Source organism: Streptomyces sp. AC555_RSS877 (genome assembly GCF_019049245.1).
Lineage (GTDB): Bacteria > Actinomycetota > Actinomycetes > Streptomycetales > Streptomycetaceae > Streptomyces.
In genome coordinates this window covers 1-17,436 of sequence record NZ_JAGMUK010000077.1, presented here as the reverse complement: position 1 = coordinate 17,436, position 17,436 = coordinate 1, and the positions used below count along the sequence as shown (strand labels likewise).

17 protein-coding genes, 1 tRNA gene and 1 pseudogene are annotated in these 17,436 nt (G+C 70.6%); 10 read left to right on the top strand and 9 right to left on the bottom strand.

From position 1 onward, the window contains the following. Nucleotides 1–295: 295 nt before the first annotated feature. A complete protein-coding gene (locus KUM49_RS30790; protein WP_217240243.1) occupies nucleotides 296–853 on the bottom strand; it encodes a GPR1/FUN34/YaaH family transporter in 558 nt (185 codons plus the stop codon). A 148-nt stretch (nucleotides 854–1,001) separates the two neighbouring features. Further along, complete coding sequence (locus KUM49_RS30785) at nucleotides 1,002–1,529, bottom strand: universal stress protein (protein ID WP_217240242.1); 528 nt, start codon at nucleotides 1,527–1,529, stop codon at nucleotides 1,002–1,004. A 318-nt stretch (nucleotides 1,530–1,847) separates the two neighbouring features. Here KUM49_RS30785 and KUM49_RS30780 point away from each other — a divergent pair, with 318 nt between their 5' ends. The 6 genes from KUM49_RS30780 (at nucleotide 1,848) to KUM49_RS30755 (ending at nucleotide 5,718) form a co-directional block, all read left to right on the top strand. Beyond that, the gene (locus KUM49_RS30780) at nucleotides 1,848–2,153 is read left to right on the top strand and encodes a hypothetical protein (RefSeq protein WP_217240241.1); all 306 of its coding nucleotides are present in this window, start codon (nucleotides 1,848–1,850) and stop codon (nucleotides 2,151–2,153) included. A 387-nt stretch (nucleotides 2,154–2,540) separates the two neighbouring features. Then, nucleotides 2,541–3,779, top strand: a complete 1,239-nt coding sequence (locus KUM49_RS30775; RefSeq protein WP_217240240.1) for a helix-turn-helix domain-containing protein — start codon at nucleotides 2,541–2,543, stop codon at nucleotides 3,777–3,779. Between the two features lie 148 nt (nucleotides 3,780–3,927). Further along, nucleotides 3,928–4,530 carry an oligoribonuclease gene (gene orn, locus KUM49_RS30770; RefSeq protein WP_217240239.1) on the top strand — a complete coding sequence of 201 codons (603 nt, stop codon included), beginning with the start codon at nucleotides 3,928–3,930 and terminating at the stop codon, nucleotides 4,528–4,530. Between the two features lie 77 nt (nucleotides 4,531–4,607). After that, nucleotides 4,608–4,680: transfer RNA gene (locus KUM49_RS30765), tRNA-His, on the top strand. A 70-nt stretch (nucleotides 4,681–4,750) separates the two neighbouring features. After that, the gene (locus tag KUM49_RS30760) at nucleotides 4,751–5,248 is read left to right on the top strand and encodes a GNAT family N-acetyltransferase (RefSeq protein WP_217240238.1); all 498 of its coding nucleotides are present in this window, start codon (nucleotides 4,751–4,753) and stop codon (nucleotides 5,246–5,248) included. Between the two features lie 182 nt (nucleotides 5,249–5,430). Next, nucleotides 5,431–5,718, top strand: a complete 288-nt coding sequence (locus KUM49_RS30755; protein WP_217240237.1) for a hypothetical protein — start codon at nucleotides 5,431–5,433, stop codon at nucleotides 5,716–5,718. Between the two features lie 40 nt (nucleotides 5,719–5,758). Here KUM49_RS30755 and KUM49_RS30750 read toward each other — a convergent pair whose 3' ends face one another. Beyond that, nucleotides 5,759–6,814: a LacI family DNA-binding transcriptional regulator gene (locus KUM49_RS30750; protein WP_217240236.1), complete on the bottom strand. Its 1,056-nt coding sequence runs from the start codon at nucleotides 6,812–6,814 to the stop codon at nucleotides 5,759–5,761. 355 nt (nucleotides 6,815–7,169) lie between these two features. Here KUM49_RS30750 and KUM49_RS30745 point away from each other — a divergent pair, with 355 nt between their 5' ends. The 4 genes from KUM49_RS30745 to KUM49_RS30730 all read left to right on the top strand — a co-directional run bounded on the left by KUM49_RS30745 (nucleotide 7,170) and on the right by KUM49_RS30730 (nucleotide 12,016). Beyond that, nucleotides 7,170–8,495: an ABC transporter substrate-binding protein gene (locus tag KUM49_RS30745; protein WP_217240235.1), complete on the top strand. Its 1,326-nt coding sequence runs from the start codon at nucleotides 7,170–7,172 to the stop codon at nucleotides 8,493–8,495. Between the two features lie 5 nt (nucleotides 8,496–8,500). Further along, nucleotides 8,501–9,514, top strand: a complete 1,014-nt coding sequence (locus tag KUM49_RS30740) for a carbohydrate ABC transporter permease (RefSeq protein ID WP_217240234.1) — start codon at nucleotides 8,501–8,503, stop codon at nucleotides 9,512–9,514. Between the two features lie 11 nt (nucleotides 9,515–9,525). After that, nucleotides 9,526–10,431, top strand: coding sequence for a carbohydrate ABC transporter permease (locus tag KUM49_RS30735; RefSeq protein ID WP_217240233.1), 906 nt, complete (start codon nucleotides 9,526–9,528; stop codon nucleotides 10,429–10,431). A 121-nt stretch (nucleotides 10,432–10,552) separates the two neighbouring features. Then, nucleotides 10,553–12,016 carry a GH1 family beta-glucosidase gene (locus KUM49_RS30730; RefSeq protein ID WP_217240232.1) on the top strand — a complete coding sequence of 488 codons (1,464 nt, stop codon included), beginning with the start codon at nucleotides 10,553–10,555 and terminating at the stop codon, nucleotides 12,014–12,016. 89 nt (nucleotides 12,017–12,105) lie between these two features. On the opposite strand, the gene KUM49_RS30725 is transcribed toward KUM49_RS30730, so the two are convergent. The 6 genes and pseudogenes from KUM49_RS30725 to KUM49_RS48770 all read right to left on the bottom strand — a co-directional run. Continuing rightward, nucleotides 12,106–12,525 (bottom strand): PIN domain nuclease, encoded by a 420-nt coding sequence (locus KUM49_RS30725; RefSeq protein ID WP_217240231.1) that lies wholly within the window; start codon nucleotides 12,523–12,525, stop codon nucleotides 12,106–12,108. Beyond that, on the bottom strand, nucleotides 12,522–12,731 hold the full coding sequence (locus KUM49_RS30720; protein ID WP_217240230.1) for a type II toxin-antitoxin system VapB family antitoxin: 210 nt from the start codon (nucleotides 12,729–12,731) through the stop codon (nucleotides 12,522–12,524). The genes KUM49_RS30725 and KUM49_RS30720 overlap by 4 nt, the downstream gene beginning before the upstream one ends. Nucleotides 12,732–12,788: 57 nt before the next feature. Beyond that, nucleotides 12,789–13,904 carry a hypothetical protein gene (locus tag KUM49_RS30715; protein WP_217240229.1) on the bottom strand — a complete coding sequence of 372 codons (1,116 nt, stop codon included), beginning with the start codon at nucleotides 13,902–13,904 and terminating at the stop codon, nucleotides 12,789–12,791. A gap of 86 nt (nucleotides 13,905–13,990) precedes the next feature. Beyond that, nucleotides 13,991–16,003 carry a beta-galactosidase gene (locus KUM49_RS30710; RefSeq protein ID WP_217240228.1) on the bottom strand — a complete coding sequence of 671 codons (2,013 nt, stop codon included), beginning with the start codon at nucleotides 16,001–16,003 and terminating at the stop codon, nucleotides 13,991–13,993. Beyond that, nucleotides 16,000–17,313 (bottom strand): glycoside hydrolase family 36 protein, encoded by a 1,314-nt coding sequence (locus KUM49_RS30705; protein ID WP_217240383.1) that lies wholly within the window; start codon nucleotides 17,311–17,313, stop codon nucleotides 16,000–16,002. Before KUM49_RS30705 ends, KUM49_RS30710 begins: the two co-directional genes overlap by 4 nt. Before the next feature lie 26 nt (nucleotides 17,314–17,339). Beyond that, nucleotides 17,340–17,436 (bottom strand): annotated as a pseudogene (locus KUM49_RS48770) (carbohydrate ABC transporter permease); the annotation flags it as partial.

Below are 17,436 nucleotides of genomic sequence, written 5' to 3'. Positions count from 1 at the left end.
ATGGGGGTCCCCCCGCGCGAGGTTGTTCGAGCGTGGGGGAGGAGCCACGTGGGCGTTTCGGCAACGCGGCGAGGTGCGGTGCCAGACCACGCGACCCGCACGGGCATAGCGAAAGGCCCCCTAAGCGCCCTGAAGGGGCGCGGGGCTGTATCCATGTGCGGCTCCGCCGCGTGGGCGCGACCAGCCCCCACGCACCCGCAGAGGCCGGACAACAGGAACGGACCCCACGTGTCGCCACCTGACACGGGGGGTCCGCTCTCTTCGCCGGGGGCCGCCCAACCCCCAGCCGGCGCAGCTACCCGGTGGCCGTCACGCCCCGGCCGGCAGCGCGTCGCGGTAGGGCCGTCGGCCAGTGCGCCAGGGCCGCGGTCGCCGCGTACCAGGCCACCGCTCCCGCGGCCACGGCGAACCAGCCGCCGGCCTTGGCGAGACTCCCGCTGTCGGCGAAGTTCGCGACGGCGAGCAGCACCAACGACACGACGAACAACCCGTAGGTGCCCTTGGCGAGTTGGTCGCCCGCGGCGACCGTGAGAGACAGTGCCACGAGGGCGAAGAGCAGCAGGAACAGTCCGGCCGCATTGTCGGAGACCGGCGCCGAGACGGCCCACGTGAACCAGAGGGCGCCGAGCGCCGAGAACGCCGTACCACTGACGGAGTCACCGTCACGGAACGCCATGAGGCCGGCGACGAAGAGGGCGACTCCGCCCACGTACTGGGCAATTGACACGGCGTCGGCCGCCGTCACGCCGTCGATCACGCCGGTGTACCCGAGGCCCACGGCCAACAGGGTGATGCCGAGCGCGAGTCGGCCGACGGTCGTGGTGGTGCTTCCCGCAGAGACGTCGTTGTCCACGGCGGGCTCCCTTCATGCATGTGCAGTTGTGCGGTGACCGATATATGCCCTTCACAAGGGCACAAACACCTCTACGCGCCAGTAGATTTATGCACTGCACAAGGGAGTTGGGCCGTCCCGCGGTGTATCCGACCTGGGGGGACGCGAGTTACGGGATGACGACGACCGGCCGCTTGGCCCGCTTGGCGAGCCGCCCGGCGACGGAGCCGAAAATGCGTCCGACGAGGCCGTGGGTCGAGCCGACGACGATCGCGTCCGCCTCGTACTCCCGCCCGACCTCTTCGAGCTCGTGACAGATGTCGCCGCCGCGTTCGACGAGGATCCAGGGCACCTCCGCGAGGTACTCCGCGCAGGCGAGCTCGAGGCCGAGAACCTCGGTGCGGTGATCGGGCACGTCGACGAAGACCGGTGGCTCGCAGCCCGCCCACACGGTGGTGGGCAGCCGGTTGGCGACGTGGACGATGATCAGGCCCGACCCGGAACGATGAGCCATACCGATGGCGTACGCGAGGGCGCGCTCACTGGACGTGGAGCCGTCGAAGCCCACCACGACGCCGTGCTTGAAGGCGGGGTCGCAGGATTGGCGTGGCTCTTCCGCCGCCAGGGGCTCGGCCGCCGTGTGGTCGGCGACGGGCCGCTTGCGGTCCGCGGGTTCGAAGAATTCGTGACCGGCCATGGCTGTCTCGGCGTTGTGATCCTTTTATGGGTGGGCCGACAGTGTGCGGCGGAGTCTGTGTCCGGGAATCCTCTTCCCAACCCCATACCCCCAAGGGTACGGCGGCACGCCTCCTTAGCCCAGATCGCGCCCCCCGTACGTGGGGGTTCCAGGGAGCATGCACGAGGGGCGCCCGTAACGCAATGGTTGCTGCGCTGTACAGCCGGTTTGCACAAGGCCCACCCACCGGCCGGGCTCCCGTGCTCATATCCGGACACACAGTGACCGACCGATCGAACACGCGTTGAACCCCCCGAGCCACGCCACAGGGAGCACGCCATGTCCGGACCACGACCCCCCGCCCGGGACTCCTCGACCGACGTCGTCCGCTGGGCGGCCTTCAGCTGTGTCGTGGTCCCCGTGGTCCTCCTCTGGTACGGCACCTCCCTCGCCGGCGCCACGGGCACGGCACTCGGCCTCGCCGCCGTCACCGCGGTCTGCCGTATCCTCCTGCGCCAGTCGGAGCGCGGTGCGGCACGCATGCTCGCCGAGGAGCGCACACCGCGTCGCGGCCGCCGCCACAGGACCGGATCGGGTGCCCGCAGAGGCGGACGTCACAGCGGAGGAAGTACACCGGTCGCCTGACCGGTTTCCGCGCACGCGCCCGACTCTTTTCAGCCAACTTCCGGATACCGCGCGTCCCTTGCCCCGACCACCCCCCAACCCCCGTTCCACCTGCACGGAAAGGGTCTGAGGGGCATCGCGCACCCTACGTGGATTGGCCACGGCGACAAGGCGCACTTCCCTGCACGCCCCACGAGTGCAACGCTTCGTGATCGAATGCTTCACGCCAAGTTGCCAAGTCGACAATGTGCCGGATGCCCAACTGGTCTCCCCGGCACCACGCGACGCAGTAGATTCGATCTTGACTGTCTTACGGCGGGGGACTCGTGCAGGACCGAGGGGAAACGTGTTGGAGCGACAGACCCGAAGGGAACAGGGCGCCGCGACCACCGAGGGGGGCTTAGCAGTATGAGCCACGACTCCACTGCCGCGCCGGAAGCCGCGGCCCGGAAACTCTCCGGGCGACGCCGCAAGGAGATCGTCGCGGTGCTGCTGTTCAGCGGCGGCCCCATCTTCGAGAGTTCCATACCACTGTCGGTTTTCGGAATCGACCGCCAGGACGCCGGCGTTCCGCGCTACCGACTGCTGGTGTGCGGCGGTGAGGAAGGCCCACTGCGGACCACAGGGGGCCTGGAACTCACCGCACCGCATGGCCTGGAGGCGATCTCGCGAGCGGGCACCGTCGTCGTGCCCGCCTGGCGTTCGATCACCTCGCCGCCACCGGAGGACGCACTCGACGCACTGCGCCGGGCGCACGAGGAGGGCGCCCGCATAGTGGGTCTGTGCACCGGCGCCTTCGTGCTGGCGGCGGCGGGCCTGCTGGACAGCCGGCCGGCCACCACCCACTGGATGTACGCACCGACGCTCGCCAAGCGCTACCCGTCGGTGCACGTGGATCCGCGCGAGCTGTTCGTGGACGACGGCGATGTGCTGACGTCCGCGGGTACGGCGGCCGGAATCGACCTCTGTCTCCACATCGTGCGGACGGACCACGGCAACGAGGCGGCCGGCGCACTGGCCCGACGCCTGGTGGTCCCCCCGCGCCGAAGCGGCGGGCAGGAGCGCTACCTCGACCGGTCTTTACCAGAGGAGATCGGCGCCGACCCGCTCGCCGAGGTCGTCGCCTGGGCGCTGGAGCACCTCCACGAGCAGTTCGACGTGGAGACGCTCGCCGCACGCGCGTACATGAGCCGCCGTACCTTCGACCGCCGGTTCCGCTCCCTCACCGGGAGCGCCCCGCTGCAGTGGCTGATCACCCAGCGAGTGCTGCAGGCCCAGCGGCTGCTGGAGACGTCGGACTACTCGGTGGACGAGGTCGCGGGCCGCTGTGGCTTCCGCTCACCGGTGGCGCTGCGCGGGCACTTCCGCCGCCAGCTGGGTTCGTCGCCGGCCGCGTACCGCGCGGCCTACCGGGCGCGGCGGCCGCAGGCCGAACGGCAGCCGGATCCCGAGGGTGCGGCCGCTGCGCCGAGCGCGCCCTCGCCGCTGCACCCCGACAGCGGCGGGCCGGTGCCGCTCCAGACCCGCCGCACTCCGTCGCCGAGCCCGGTCGGGACGTCCGCGTCCCTCGGCCCGGCCTCGGACAACGGCCGCGAGGCGTATGCGGGGAGCCGGGCGAGTCTGCCGGGGCAGCGCAGCGGGATGTGAGGTGCGGACGGGCGGGGCCGGCCGGGGGAGATTCCGCCCCGCCGCCCCCGTCCGTCCCACTACTGGGGCCGCGCTCCCAGCCGGCCCCGGTAGTGCTCCCAGCTACACCGGGGACCACAAAAGCGCACGCCAGCCTTAGGGTGGTCGCATGAACGATCGCATGGTGTGGATCGACTGCGAGATGACCGGCCTCTCGCTGTCCGACGACGCGCTCATCGAGGTAGCCGCCCTCGTCACCGACTCCGAGCTGAACATCCTCGGCGACGGTGTGGACATCGTCATCCGCCCGCCGGACCAGGCGCTGGAGACGATGCCGGAGGTGGTGCGTCAGATGCACACCGCGTCCGGACTCCTCACCGAGCTCTCCGGGGGCACGACGCTCGCGGACGCCGAGGCGCGGGTCCTGGCGTACGTCCGCGAGCACGTGAAGGAACCGGGCAAAGCCCCCCTGTGCGGCAACTCCGTCGGCACGGACCGCGGATTCCTGCTCAGGGACATGCCGACCCTCGAGGACTACCTCCACTACCGGATCGTCGACGTGTCCAGCATCAAGGAGCTGGCCCGTCGCTGGTATCCGCGCGCCTACTTCAACAGCCCGGACAAGAACGGCAACCACCGCGCCCTCGCCGACATCCGGGAGTCCATCGCGGAACTGCGCTACTACCGCGAGGCCGTCTTCGTACCGCAGCCGGGGCCCGACTCGGAGACCGCGAAGAAGATCGCCGCAAAGTACGTCCTGCCTGCGCAGTAAGAAGTCGGGCGCGAGCACCCCTTCGGACCCTGTACACTTTTTCTCGGCCGGTCGGAGAGATCCGAACAGCCGACATGGTGGGTGTAGCTCAGCTGGTAGAGCACCTGGTTGTGGTCCAGGATGCCGCGGGTTCAAGTCCCGTCACTCACCCTGATTCTTCAGCCGGTGCCTTGGAAACAAGGCACCGGCTGAAGTCGTTTCAGGGACCTACGCTGAGCCGGTGCCCGAACTCCTCTCCACCCCTCTCCTCGACCTCCTCCCCCTGCGCGTCGAGCACGCCCCGGAGATGGCCGTCGTACTGTCCGACCCGGCCCTGCACGCCTTCATCGGCGGCGCCCCCTGCTCCCCCGACGCCCTGCGGGACCGCTACCGGCGGCTCGTCGCCGGCTCGCCGGACCCGGACGTCACCTGGCACAACCGGGTGCTGCGGCTGCGCGCGGAGGCCTGTCTCGTGGGCACGGTCCAGGCGACGGTCACGCGGGGGCACACCGCCGAGATCGCCTGGGTGGTCGGGACGCCGTGGCAGGGCCGCGGGTTCGCCTCGGAGGCGGTGCGGGCACTGGCCGACGGGCTCGGGCGGCAGGCCGTACGGACGGTCGTCGCCCACATCCAGCCCGGGCATCTCGCCTCGGAGGCGGTGGCCACGGCGGCCGGACTGACACCGACCGACGAGGAGCACGACGGGGAGCGGCGGTGGCGGCTCACCCTACGGAGCTGAGCCCGCCGCCCGCCGCCATGCCTGCCTGCCTGCCTCCACAACTCGCCTGCTCCACCGGCCTGTTCACCCGAAAACGGAAGGCCGGAAGGCGCGCAGCACCTCGCCCGCCGGCCGAGGGCTGCTCGTCGAGCGGTGGGCGTATCGTCGGCTTATGAGCCGTTCGTGAGGTTGGGAGGCTCGTGATGCGGTCGCGCCGGAGCCATCGGGGGCGACTGCTGACGTGGGTCATCATCGCGTTCAACCTGGCGATGCTGCTGTGGCTCGTGATCGCCCTGGACGCGGCGGGCGAGGGGAACGGGTCGTGCGTCGGGGAGCCGTGCCGGGAGACCGACGGTGCGGACAGCGCCATGGGCGCCTGGCTGGTGATCCTCTTCTGGCTGACGGGTGCGGTGCTGCTGGGCGTGGCCTGGCTGCTCGCCCACCGCACCGACCAGCCGGGGCGGGGACCCCGCCGGGGGCGGCACCGCTAGGGCCTGTCCGGGCCCGTCCGCCGGCCGGGGCCCGGCCTCGTCAGGACGACCTCCGGGCCACCAGCTCCGTCGCCAGGACCACCTGTCTGCGCTCCAGCTCCCGGGTGATCGCGGGGCGGCGGTCCGCGATCTCCGTCAGCAACAGGTCGATCATCCTGCGGCCCATCTCCTCGATGGGCTGGCGGACGCTCGTCAGCGGCGGGTCCATGTGGCGGGCGATGGCGGAGTCGTCGTAGCCGACGAGGGCCACCTCGTCGGGAATGCTGCGGCCCTTCTCGCGCAGGACCTGGCGGGCGCCGGCCGCCATCACGTCCGAGCCCGCGAAGACCGCGTCCAGGTCGGGGCGGCGGGCGAGCAGTTCGGTCATCGCACGCCGGCCGCCCTCCTCGGTGAAGTCGCCCGGCTGGATCAGCTGCTCGTCCACCTCGTGGCCCGCGTCGAGCAGGGCGGCGCGGTAGCCGTCGACGCGGCGCTGGGCGCCGTACACGTCGAGGCGGCCGGTGATGTGGGCGACCGCCCGGCAGCCGCGGGCCAGCAGGTGCTCGACCGCCGAGCGGGCGCCGCCGAAGTTGTCGGAGTCGACCGAGGGAAGCGTCTCCCCGGCCGATCTCGGGCCGCTGATGACGGCCGGTATCTCCAGCTGGGAGAGGAGGTCGGGCAGCGGGTCGTCGGCGTGCACGGAGACCAGCAGGACGCCGTCGACCCGGTGGGCGGCGAGGTACTGGGCGAGGCGGGCCCGTTCCCGGTCGTTGCCCGCGAAGATCAGCAGCAGCTGCATCTGGGTGTCGGCCAGCTCGGCGCCGACGCCCTTGAGCATGTCGGAGAAGTACGGCTCGGCGAAGAAGCGGGTCTCCGGCTCGGGGACGACGAGCGCGATCGCGTCGGTGCGGTTGGCGGCGAGGGCCCGCGCGGCCGTGTTGGGGACGTAGCCGAGCTCGGCCACGGCCGCCTCCACCGCGGCGCGGGTGGCGTCGCTGACCCGCGGCGAGCCGTTGATCACCCGGGAGACCGTGCCGCGGCCGACGCCGGCTCGGGCTGCCACCTCTTCGAGGGTGGGCCGGCCACCGCTCCGGCTCCGCGCTCCGTGGCTTGCCATGGGCTTAGCCCTCCCGTCGACCCTTGCGTTGGCCTGGAATCTAACAGTCCTGCCGGAGGGGAGCCCGCCCCTGGCCGACTCCCGGGATTCCGCAGGATGACGTGCGGGAGTGGCCGAAACGCGATCCCCTGGTTCCAGTTAACAGCCCGATAACTGAACGCATCTCTCCGCTCCTAGTCCCTTGACACCCCCGCTCGGACCGACGACGCTTCAACACATCACCGGTGGGAGCGCTCCCACGGTACCTGACACATACACATCCCGCACGTTCCCCGCCCGAGCCGCAGCTAGAACTAACGGGCCCAACAATGCAGTTGGCCGGGGGGTCGGCACGTCAGGGCAACAGGAGGACGCAATGCGAGCACGTACCCGAATCGCCCGCAAGACGATGGTCCTCGCGGCCGTCGCCGCGCTGGGCTCCGGGCTGCTGGCCGGCTGTGCCGACGACGGAGACGACGGCGGCGACGGCTCGTCTTCGGGCGAAGGCAGCGGCAAGACCACGATCACGCTCGGCCTCTTCGGCACCCAGGGCTTCAAGGAAGCCGGTCTCTACGCCGAGTACGAGAAGCTGAACCCGAACATCAAGATCGCCGAGAACGTCGTCGAGCGCAACGAGAACTACTATCCCAATCTCGTCAACCACCTGACCACCAACAGCGGCCTGCAGGACATCCAGGCCGTCGAGGTCGGCAACATCGCCGAGGTCGTGAACACCCAGGCCGCGAAGCTGATGGACCTGTCCAAGGTGTCGGGCGTCGAGTCGAGCAACTGGCTCGACTGGAAGTGGAAGCAGGCCACCACCAAGGACGGCCAGACCATAGGCGTCGGCACCGACGTCGGCCCGATGGCCATCTGCTACCGCAAGGACCTGTTCGAGCAGGCCGGACTGCCGTCCGAGCGCGAAGAGGTCAGCAAGCTGTGGGCGGGCAGCTGGGAGGAGTTCGTCAAGGTCGGCAAGGACTACCAGGGGAAGGCGCCCAAGGGCACCACCTTCCTGGACTCCCCCGGCGGCCTGCTGAACGCGATCGTCAGCGGTGAGAGCGAGAAGTTCTACGACGCCTCCGGCGAGGTCATCTACAAGACGAACCCCGCCATCAAGAAGGCCTTCGACCTGACGGCGCAGGCCGCCGAGGACGGGCTGATCGGCAACCAGACGCAGTTCCAGCCCGCCTGGGACACGACGATCGCCAACAGCAAGTTCGCCGCGATGTCCTGCCCGCCGTGGATGCTCGGCTACATCAAGGGCAAGTCGAAGCCCGAGGCGGCCGGCAAGTGGGACGTGGCCACCTCGCCCAAGCCCGGCAACTGGGGCGGCACCTTCCTCGCCGTGCCGAAGTCCGGCAAGAACACCGAGGAGGCCGCGAAGCTCGCCGCGTGGCTGACCGCGCCCGAGCAGCAGGCCAAGCTCTTCGCCAAGCAGGGCAGCTTCCCGAGCGCCCCGGCCGCCTACACCATGCCTCAGGTCACCGGCGCCAAGAACGACATGACCGGTGACTCCCCGATCGGCACGATCTTCGCCGACGCCGCCAAGCAGATCCCCGCCCAGGTGATCGGCCCGAAGGACCAGATCATCCAGCAGGGTCTGACCGACAACGGCGTCATCCTGGTGACCCAGGGCAAGTCGGCCAAGGAGGCCTGGGAGACGGCCACCAAGACCATCGACAACAACCTGGAGAAGTGACCGGTATGACCACCCGGCACGACACCGCCGCGCCCCCCGCCAAGGAGGGGGGCGCGGCCCCGGGCCGCCCGCCCGCCGACGCCGTGCCCGAGGCGGACAAGCGCCGCCGGGCCCGGCTGTCCCGCCGCTGGCAGCGGGACATGCGCTGGAGCCCGTACGCGTTCGTCTCACCGTTCTTCCTGCTCTTCCTCGCGTTCGGCCTGTTCCCGCTGATCTACACCGGCTGGGCCTCGCTGCACACGGTGGAGATGACCGCGCCCACCGACATGGAGTGGGCGGGCCTGCGCAACTACACCCGGATCTTCGACGACGACTTCTTCTGGAACGCCGCGAAGAACACCCTGACCATCGGCATCATCTCCACGGTTCCGCAGCTGATGATGGCGATGGGCATCGCCCACATCCTCAACTACAAGCTGCGCGGCTCGACCTTCTACCGGGTCATGATGCTCGCGCCGTACGCGACGTCGATCGCCGCCGCGTCCCTGGTCTTCGTGCTGCTCTTCGGCCGTGACTACGGCATGATCAACTGGGCGCTGAACGCCGTCGGCTTCGACCACATCGACTGGCAGAACGACAAGTGGGCCTCCCAGTTCGCCGTCTCGTCGATCGTGATCTGGCGCTGGACCGGCTACAACGCGCTGATCTACCTGGCCGCGATGCAGGCGATCCCGCAGGACCTGTACGAGTCGGCGGCCCTTGACGGGGCCAACCGGTGGCGGCAGTTCATCCACGTCACCCTGCCGTCGCTGCGCCCGACCATCCTGTTCACCGTGGTCGTGTCGACCATCGGTGCCTCCCAGCTGTTCGGCGAGCCCCTGCTGTTCGACGCGAACAAGGGCACCTCGGGCGGCTCCCAGCACCAGTTCCAGACACTCGGCCTGTACCTGTACGAGCAGGGCTGGGTCAACCAGCACCTGGGCCGCGCCTCGGCGATCGCCTGGACGATGTTCCTGATCCTCATCGTGATCGGGATCGTCAACTACGTCATCTCGCGCCGGCTGCGCGCCAGTAGTTAGGAGAACCGGCCGTGACGACGACACTGACCCCGGTGGACACTACGACCGACCAGAAGCCCAAGCGCATACGGCGGCCCAAGTCGGCGCGCGCGGGCGGGCAGATGCACGCCGGTCCCATCGCGTACATCATCCTCGCCCTGTTCACCATCGGCTCGCTGTTCCCGCTGGTGTGGACGGCGATCGCCGCCTCGCGCGACACCCAGCGCCTGGCGCAGACGCCGCCGCCCTTCTGGTTCGGCTCCAACCTCTTCGACAACCTCGAAATCGCCTGGAGCGACGCCAACCTGGGCGAGGCGTTCATCAACACCACGTTCGTGGCGGGGGTGTCGGCGGTGACCATCGTGTTCCTGTCGACGATCGCCGGGTTCGCCTTCGCCAAGCTGCGCTTCAAGGGCCGGGGCGCGATGATGCTGATCGTGATCGGCACCATGATGGTGCCGCCGCAGCTCAGCGTGATCCCGCTGTACATGATGGTCGCCGAGCTCGGCTGGACCGACCAGCTGAAGGCCGTCATCTTCCCCTCGCTGGTGAGCGCCTTCGGCGTGTTCTTCATGCGGCAGTACCTGATCCAGGCGCTGCCGGACGAGATCATCGAGGCGGCCCGGGTGGACGGCGCGAGCAGCTGGCGGGTGGTGTGGCACGTGGTGTTCCCGGCCGCGCGGCCCGCGATGGCCGTCCTGGGCATGCTGATGTTCGTCCAGACGTGGAACGACTTCCTGTGGCCGTTCCTGGTGCTGACCCAGACCGGCAGCCCGACCGTGCAGGTCGCGGTCGCGGGACTCGGCCGGGGCTTCACGCCCGACCAGTCCCTGATCATGGCGGGTGCGCTGCTGGGCACGCTGCCGCTGCTGATCGTCTTCGCCATCTTCGGCAAGCAGATCGTGGGCGGCATCATGCAGGGCGCCGTCAAGGGCTGAGTCCTGCCCTGTTCACCCCTGCTCCGGGGGCCGAGCCATCGCCGCCTCGGCCCCTTCTCTCCCTCCCCTCCCCCTCCCCCTCCACCTGTCGGTCTCCACGACCTCCTATGGGAGCGCTTCCATGCCTGATTCCGAAACGCCGGCGAACCCGGTGACCTTTCCCCCCGCCTTCCTCTGGGGCGCCGCGACCTCCGCCTACCAGATCGAGGGGGCGGTGCGGGAGGGCGGTCGTACGCCCTCCATCTGGGACACCTTCAGCCACACGCCGGGCAAGACGTCCGGCGGCGAGACCGGTGACATCGCTGTCGACCACTACCACCGCTACCGCGACGACGTGGCGATGATGGCGGAGCTCGGCCTGACCTCGTACCGCTTCTCGATCTCCTGGCCGCGGGTGCAGCCGACGGGACGGGGTCCGGCGGTCCAGGTCGGTCTGGACTTCTACCGCCGCCTGGTGGACGAACTGCTCGCGCACGGCATCAAGCCGGCGGTCACCCTCTACCACTGGGACCTGCCGCAGGAGCTGGAGGACGCGGGCGGCTGGCCCGAGCGCGACACGGCGTACCGCTTCGCCGAGTACGCGCAGATCGTCGGCGAGGCGCTCGGCGACCGGGTGGAGCAGTGGATCACGCTCAACGAGCCCTGGTGCAGCGCCTTCCTGGGCTACGCCTCCGGTGTGCACGCCCCCGGCCGTACGGACCCTGCGGCCTCTCTCAAGGCCGCGCACCACCTGAACCTGGCGCACGGCCTGGGCACCACGGCCCTGCGTGCCGCGATGCCGGCCCGCAACTCGGTGGCGGTGAGCCTCAACTCCTCCGTGGTCAGGCCGCTTTCGGCGGATCCGGCGGACCTGGCGGCGGTGCAGAAGATCGACGACCTGGCCAACGGCGTCTTCCACGGCCCGATGCTGCACGGCGCGTACCCGGAGACGCTGTACGCGGCGACGGAGCTGATCACGGACTGGTCGTACGTCCAGGACGGCGACCTGGCGGCCATCAACCAGCCGCTGGACGCGCTGGGCCTCAACTACTACACGCCGGCGCTGGTCTCGGCGACCGACCCGCACGCGAGCGGTCCGCGCGCCGACGGCCACGGTTCCAGCTCGCACTCGCCGTGGCCGGGCGCGGACGATGTCGCCTTCCACCAGACGCCGGGCGACCGTACGGAGATGGGCTGGACGATCGACCCGACGGGGCTGCAGGACCTGATCATGCGGTACTCGCGTGAGGCTCCCGGCCTGCCGCTGTACATCACCGAGAACGGCGCGGCCTACGACGACAAGCCGGACCCCGACGGCCGCGTGCACGACCCCGAGCGGATCGCGTATCTCCACGGCCACCTGCGCGCGGTCCGCCGCGCCATCGCGGACGGCGCGGACGTCCGGGGCTACTACCTGTGGTCCCTGATGGACAACTTCGAGTGGGCGTACGGCTACGGCAAGCGCTTCGGCGCGGTGTACGTCGACTATTCGACGCTGGCCCGTACCCCGAAGTCCAGCGCCCACTGGTACGCCCAGGCGGCCCGCACGAAGGCGCTCCCGCCGGTGACCTCGCAGGACCTGCCGCCCCTGGCGGCAACGGACTAACGCCCAGGGGGAGCGGGGGACGGGGCGCGGTATCCGACGGGGTGCCGCGCCCCGAGTCGTATGCCTCGGGTCCCGGCCGCGACCATCGCTCAGAGACTGCCCGGGGCTGCGAGCCACTGGGTCGGCTGGCCGGTGACTGAGGCGATGGTCTCGAAGTCGTTGTCGTAGTGCAGCATGATCAGCCCTTGCAGCTCGGCCGTCGCGGCGACGAGCAGATCCACCGCACCCGCGGAACGGTGCCGGCCCTTCTCGGTGAGTTCCCGTTGCACGTCCCACGCGCGCGTCACGGCCCTGTCGTCCAGAGGCGTCCAGACGAACAGCGCGTCCAGATCCTGGACCAGCTCGGACCGGTCCTCTGCGTTGCGGGCGCTGTAGAGGAATTCGACCTCGGTCAGCGAACAGCGGGCGATGAGCCCCTCTTCCAGCGGTTTCTCCCAGAGGTCACGGGCAGGCCGCTTGAGGACCCGGACCAGAGCGCTGGTGTCGATGAGGTAGGCAGCCGTACTCATCGACGGTAGTTCTCCCTGTCCAGCAACTCATCGAAGTCGCCCGCGTCCGCCCGGGCTGCGAGCCTGGCCAGCGCGAGGGCACGCTTTTTGCGTTCGACGCCTTCCTTGAGTGCGGCGTTCACCGTGTCCTTCTTGGTCTTGGTTCCGAACGCTATGGCCGCCTCGGCCAGCAGTGCCTCGTCGATGTCGATCAGCGTCTTGGTCATGAGGGAACCTCCCGGATATACGCGATCGAGTCCAGTATATCCCCCAGCTCGGACCTATCACCTCAGCATCGCCACCACCAGCACCACCACGAGGGCCACGACGGCCGCCGCGGCCGCGGTGATCGTGGCGACGTGGCGGACGCGTTCCCTGGTGGGGCGGGAGGCGACCTCGATGCCGGTGCGGGAGGCGAAGGCGTAGTAGTCGCGGTGCGGGTCGGCGTGGACCCTGACGACGGCGAGCGGGAGGTGGCGGAGGGTCGCTCGGCGGGCCACTTCCCCCTTGTGCACGGCCAGTCGGGGCGTGACCAGCTGACGGTGGACGTCTTCGAGGTCGTCCGGGAGTTTGTCGGTGGCGTTCCTCAGCACCGTCTCGCGCCAGTCGCCCACGTTGCCGGTCGCACGCCGCAGGTCCAGCCTGCCGAGCTGTCTCTCCTTGTCGTGGTGAGGGGTGTGGTCGACGAACCCCTCCGTCCAGACGGTGAAGCGGCCGGTGCCCTGACACTCCTGGTGGGTGACCCGTTTCGTGCCCGTGCAGACCTCGCACTCCACGAAGCCGGCCTTCTTGCAGGCGGGGCAGTCCAGTTGGCGCCGGCCGCGACACTTCGGGCAGGCCACGTCCGGGACCCGGCAGCGCGTGCAGGTGGCCCGCGCGGCCCGTTCCCCGGTGGTGGCGGTGGCGGTGGCGTGGGGGTGCCGGGACGCCGTGGACCGGCGGGTGCGCGGGCGGCCGGTGCCCTCGCACTCCCAGCAGGCGTCGGGGCCGCCGTCGCAGGCGGCACAGTCGACGAACCGGGGGCAGTCGCGCCGGCCGCGCCCTTCGCACGCCTTGCACTCGTTGGTACCGCCGTGGCAGTCGCCGCACAGGACCTCGTCGAGCGTGCCCCGGCGCACCAGCAGCCGGCTGCCGGACCGCTCCGGGTCGGCCGGCGGATCGACGCGGTACGCGCGGATGTCGGTGTACGTCGGACGGCCGGCGATGTCGCCCCGGCTGCCCGGCTCCCGCATCGGCCGCTCTCCGCGGGTCTCGATGGACCGGACGATGCGGAAGTCGAGCAGGGACTGCCAGGTGAGGTCCGCCGTGCCGGGCGAGGTCAGCCGGGTGGTGATGCCGCGCCGGGCGACGTGCGCCTCGACCGCCTGGAGCATTTCTTCGCCGGACGGTTCTCTGGCCACAGCCGCTCCCCCTGGTCGACGCTCCGATCAGGGTAGGGACGACCCGGTTGGCCAGCAAGAAGGCCAACCGGGTTGTCCCTGGCCGCTCATGGCGTGGCCGAGCGCGGTTCCCGTACGACCATGACGTCTCCCGCTGCCACCGTCACCCGGCCGCCGTGGACCCGCTCGCCCGCCAGCAGCTCGGTCGCGTCCGGCGCCACGTCGACCTCCGCACCCCCGTCACCATGGTTGATGAGGAAGAGGTAGTCGGCCTCGGGGCCGCGTCGCAGCACCGCCTCCACCCCCTCGGGCGTCACCCGGACCGGCGCCACGCCCGCCTCCGCGCGGATGCGGTCCAACAGGGCGGCCAGCGTCGACGGGTCCGGCAGGGTCGCCAGGTACCAGGCCGTTCCCGTGCCGCAGCCGTGCCGCGTCACCGCCGGGATGCCGGTGAGCGGGCCTTCGGTGTACGAGGTGATCGTCTCGGCGCCGGCCAGGTGCACGCGCTCCGACCACAGCGACGCCGTGCCGCCCCCGCTCAGGCTCACCGACTCGCCCGGCAGCAGCGGGAACAGCTCGTCCGTGCGCACACCGAGCACGTCCCGGAACGCGCCCGGGTAACCGCCGAGCCGTACATGGCAGTTCTCGTCGACGGCCCCGCTGTGGAAGCCGACCGCCAGCGTGCCGCCGCCCTCCGCGAAGCGCGTCAGGTTCGCCGCGCCCTCGTCGTCGACGAGGTAGAGGTTCGGGGCCAGCACCAGGCGGTACGACGACAGGTCGGCGTCCGGGCGTACGAAGTCCACGGCGACGCCCGACCGCCACAGCGGCTCGTACCAGGAGCGGACCAGGTCCAGGTAGCGGACCTGTTCGCTCGGCTGGGACGGGAGTTCCAGGGCCCAGCGGGCGTTCCAGTCCCAGACGACGGCCACGGACGCCGTGCCCGTGCTGCCGCGCACCTCGGCCAGTGCCTTCAGGTCGGCGCCGAGTGCGACCACGTCCCGCCAGATCTGACTGTCCGTGCCCGCGTGCGGCAGCATCGCCGAGTGCCACTGCTCGGCGCCCGCCTTGGCGGCCCGCCACTGGAAGTAGGCGATGCCGTCGGCGCCGTGCGCCACGTGGGCGAGGGCGTTGCGCCGCAACTCCCCCGCCGTCTTGGCCCGGTTGACCGGCTGCCAGTTGACCGCGCCCGTGGAGTGCTCCATCAGCAGCCACGGCCGCCCGCCGGCGAGCGAGCGCACCAGGTCGCCGCTCAGCGCGATGTCGATCTCCGACTCCGGGTCGGTGGAGCGGAGGTAGTGGTCGTTGGAGACGATGTCCAGTTCGGGGGCCCAGCGCCAGTAGTCCAGCGCGTCGAAGGCGTACATCACCATGAAGTTGGTGGTGGCGGGTGTGCCGGGGGCCGCTTCCCGCAGCACCTCCCGCTCCGCCTTGTACAGCGACAGCAGTTCCTCGCTGCAGAAGCGGCGCCAGTCCAGCTGGTGGGCCGGGTTGGGTACGGCACCGGTGGCGCGGGGCGGGATGATCTCGTCCCAGTCGTAGTACCGCTGGCTCCAGAAGGTGGTGCCCCAGGCGTCGTTGAGCGCATCGAGGTTCTCGTACCGTGCGCGCAGCCAGCCCCGGAACGCCTCCGCACTCGTGTCGCAGTAGCACTCCGCGTTGTGGCAGCCGTACTCGTTGTGGACGTGCCACATCACGACGGCCGGGTGCTCGGCGTACCGCGCGGCGAGTTCCCCCGCGATCCGCAGGGCGGCCTCGCGGTAGGCGGGGCTGCTCGGGCAGAACGTCTGACGGCTGCCGTACGACAGTTGGCGGCCGTCCCGGTCCACCGGCAGCGCCTCGGGGTGCGCGCGGAAGAACCACGCCGGTGGGGCCGCCGTCGGCGTCGCCAGGTCGGCGGCGATGCCGTTCTCGTGCAGCAGGTCCAGGATCCGGTCCAGGAGCGAGAAGTCGTACACGCCCTCGGACGGCTCGAGCAGCGCCCAGGAGAAGATGCCGACGCTGACCATGGTGACGCCGGCCTCGCGCATGAGGCGTACGTCCTCGGCCCAGACCTCTTCGGGCCACTGCTCAGGGTTGTAGTCGCCGCCGTAGGCGATGCCGGGGACGTTCAAGGTGCTCATCGGTCGACTTTCGCGAGAAGGCGGCGGGTTGTCTCCACGCCCCACTGGTCCAGGGACAGCAGCCGGTCGCTGGACGCCATCAGGCCGCCCGTCGCCTCCACGTGCGCCGCCCACCGCTCCCGGGTCTCCACCGCGGGGCGGGCCATCAGGCAGTCGGGGTCGTTGGTCCAGAGGCGGCCGTGCTGCCACTGACGGCCGGCGCCGGTGAACTCGGCGGGATCCTGGCCGGGTTGGGAGTAGTCGTCGGCTGCGGGGCGCCGGTGCGGGGCCGTGTCGGGGCTGACCCGCATCGCGTCGAACAGGCCGACGGAGGGGAGGATGGGCGCGCCGCAGCCCAGCAGGTAGGCGTCCTCACCGATGGCGTCGCGGATGAGCCGGATGCCCTCGCGGTACGCCTGGAGGGCGTCCTGCGCTCCGTGGCGTACGCCGTCCAGGGCGCCCGCGTACAGGAAGTCGACCTTGAAGTAGTCGTATCCCTCGGCGCGCAGGGTCGTGAAGACCGAGGTCAGGTACTCCGCCGCGGCCGGGTGGGTGGTGTCGAGGATGCTCAGGTCGTGGCCCCAGTTGCGGCCCGCGTGGGCGAAGCCGCCGTCGGCCTCCCGGACCAGCCAGTCGGGGTGTTCGGCGGCCAGGTCGCTCGCCGGGTCGACGAGGAAGGGTGCCGTCCAGATGCCGGCCCGGCGGCCCCGGGCGCGGATCGCGTCGGCGATGCCGGCCCGGGAGCGGAAGCGGCCGGAGAGGGTGAGCCAGTCGCCGAGGGCCTTCTGGTAGCCGTCGTCGATCTGGACGACGTCGACGGGCAGGTCGAGGGTGTCCATCGCGCGCAGGTTCTCGTGGATGTCGTCCTCGGTGACGGCGGTGAAGTACTCGTACCAGGAGCACCAGACCGTGGGGGCCGGTCTCGGGGCCGCGACCCCGAGACCGGCGGCCCAGTCCGCCAGCGTCGACTGGATGTCCGTGCCCGTGAACTCCTTCACCGGGCCGTCGGCGCTGATCTCCGCCGTGTCGCCCTCGACGAGCAGGCGGATCGACGGGACCTCCGTCAGCGGCTCCGCCGCCGCCCACAGCCGTGCCGGCGATCCGTCGCCCGGGTCCAGGGCGAGCAGCCCCTCGCCCTGGAAGGTGCCCGCGGGGACGGTGACGCCCGGTCGGTAGCAGACCGTCGCCCAGTTGTCGTTCGTCGGGCGGTACGGCGCCGCGTCCAGGGCGTAGGCGCCGCTGGGGCTCCAGGACTGCCAGCCCTCCTCGTGGACGCGGGCGGTGCGCCGGTCCACGAACACGGAGGCGACCGGGGTGAAGGGGTTGTGCACGGAGGTCTCTTTCAAGCGGGGGGCGGTCAGCCCTTGTTGGCGCCCAGGGTCAGGCCGCTGACGAACTGGCGCTGGAGCACGAAGTACACGATCAGGGTGGGGATCGCGGTGAGCAGGGCGCCG

Coding starts and splice junctions, on each gene's coding strand:
- KUM49_RS30730 (WP_217240232.1), top strand. CDS start 10,553: ATGCCTGATTCCGAAACGCCGGCGAACCCGGTGACCTTTCCCCCCGCC.
- KUM49_RS30785 (WP_217240242.1), bottom strand. CDS start 1,529: ATGGCCGGTCACGAATTCTTCGAACCCGCGGACCGCAAGCGGCCCGTC.
- KUM49_RS30750 (WP_217240236.1), bottom strand. CDS start 6,814: ATGGCAAGCCACGGAGCGCGGAGCCGGAGCGGTGGCCGGCCCACCCTC.
- KUM49_RS30780 (WP_217240241.1), top strand. CDS start 1,848: ATGTCCGGACCACGACCCCCCGCCCGGGACTCCTCGACCGACGTCGTC.
- KUM49_RS30720 (WP_217240230.1), bottom strand. CDS start 12,731: ATGACCAAGACGCTGATCGACATCGACGAGGCACTGCTGGCCGAGGCG.
- KUM49_RS30775 (WP_217240240.1), top strand. CDS start 2,541: ATGAGCCACGACTCCACTGCCGCGCCGGAAGCCGCGGCCCGGAAACTC.
- KUM49_RS30725 (WP_217240231.1), bottom strand. CDS start 12,525: ATGAGTACGGCTGCCTACCTCATCGACACCAGCGCTCTGGTCCGGGTC.
- KUM49_RS30710 (WP_217240228.1), bottom strand. CDS start 16,003: ATGAGCACCTTGAACGTCCCCGGCATCGCCTACGGCGGCGACTACAAC.
- KUM49_RS30755 (WP_217240237.1), top strand. CDS start 5,431: ATGCGGTCGCGCCGGAGCCATCGGGGGCGACTGCTGACGTGGGTCATC.
- KUM49_RS30740 (WP_217240234.1), top strand. CDS start 8,501: ATGACCACCCGGCACGACACCGCCGCGCCCCCCGCCAAGGAGGGGGGC.
- orn (WP_217240239.1), top strand. CDS start 3,928: ATGAACGATCGCATGGTGTGGATCGACTGCGAGATGACCGGCCTCTCG.
- KUM49_RS30745 (WP_217240235.1), top strand. CDS start 7,170: ATGCGAGCACGTACCCGAATCGCCCGCAAGACGATGGTCCTCGCGGCC.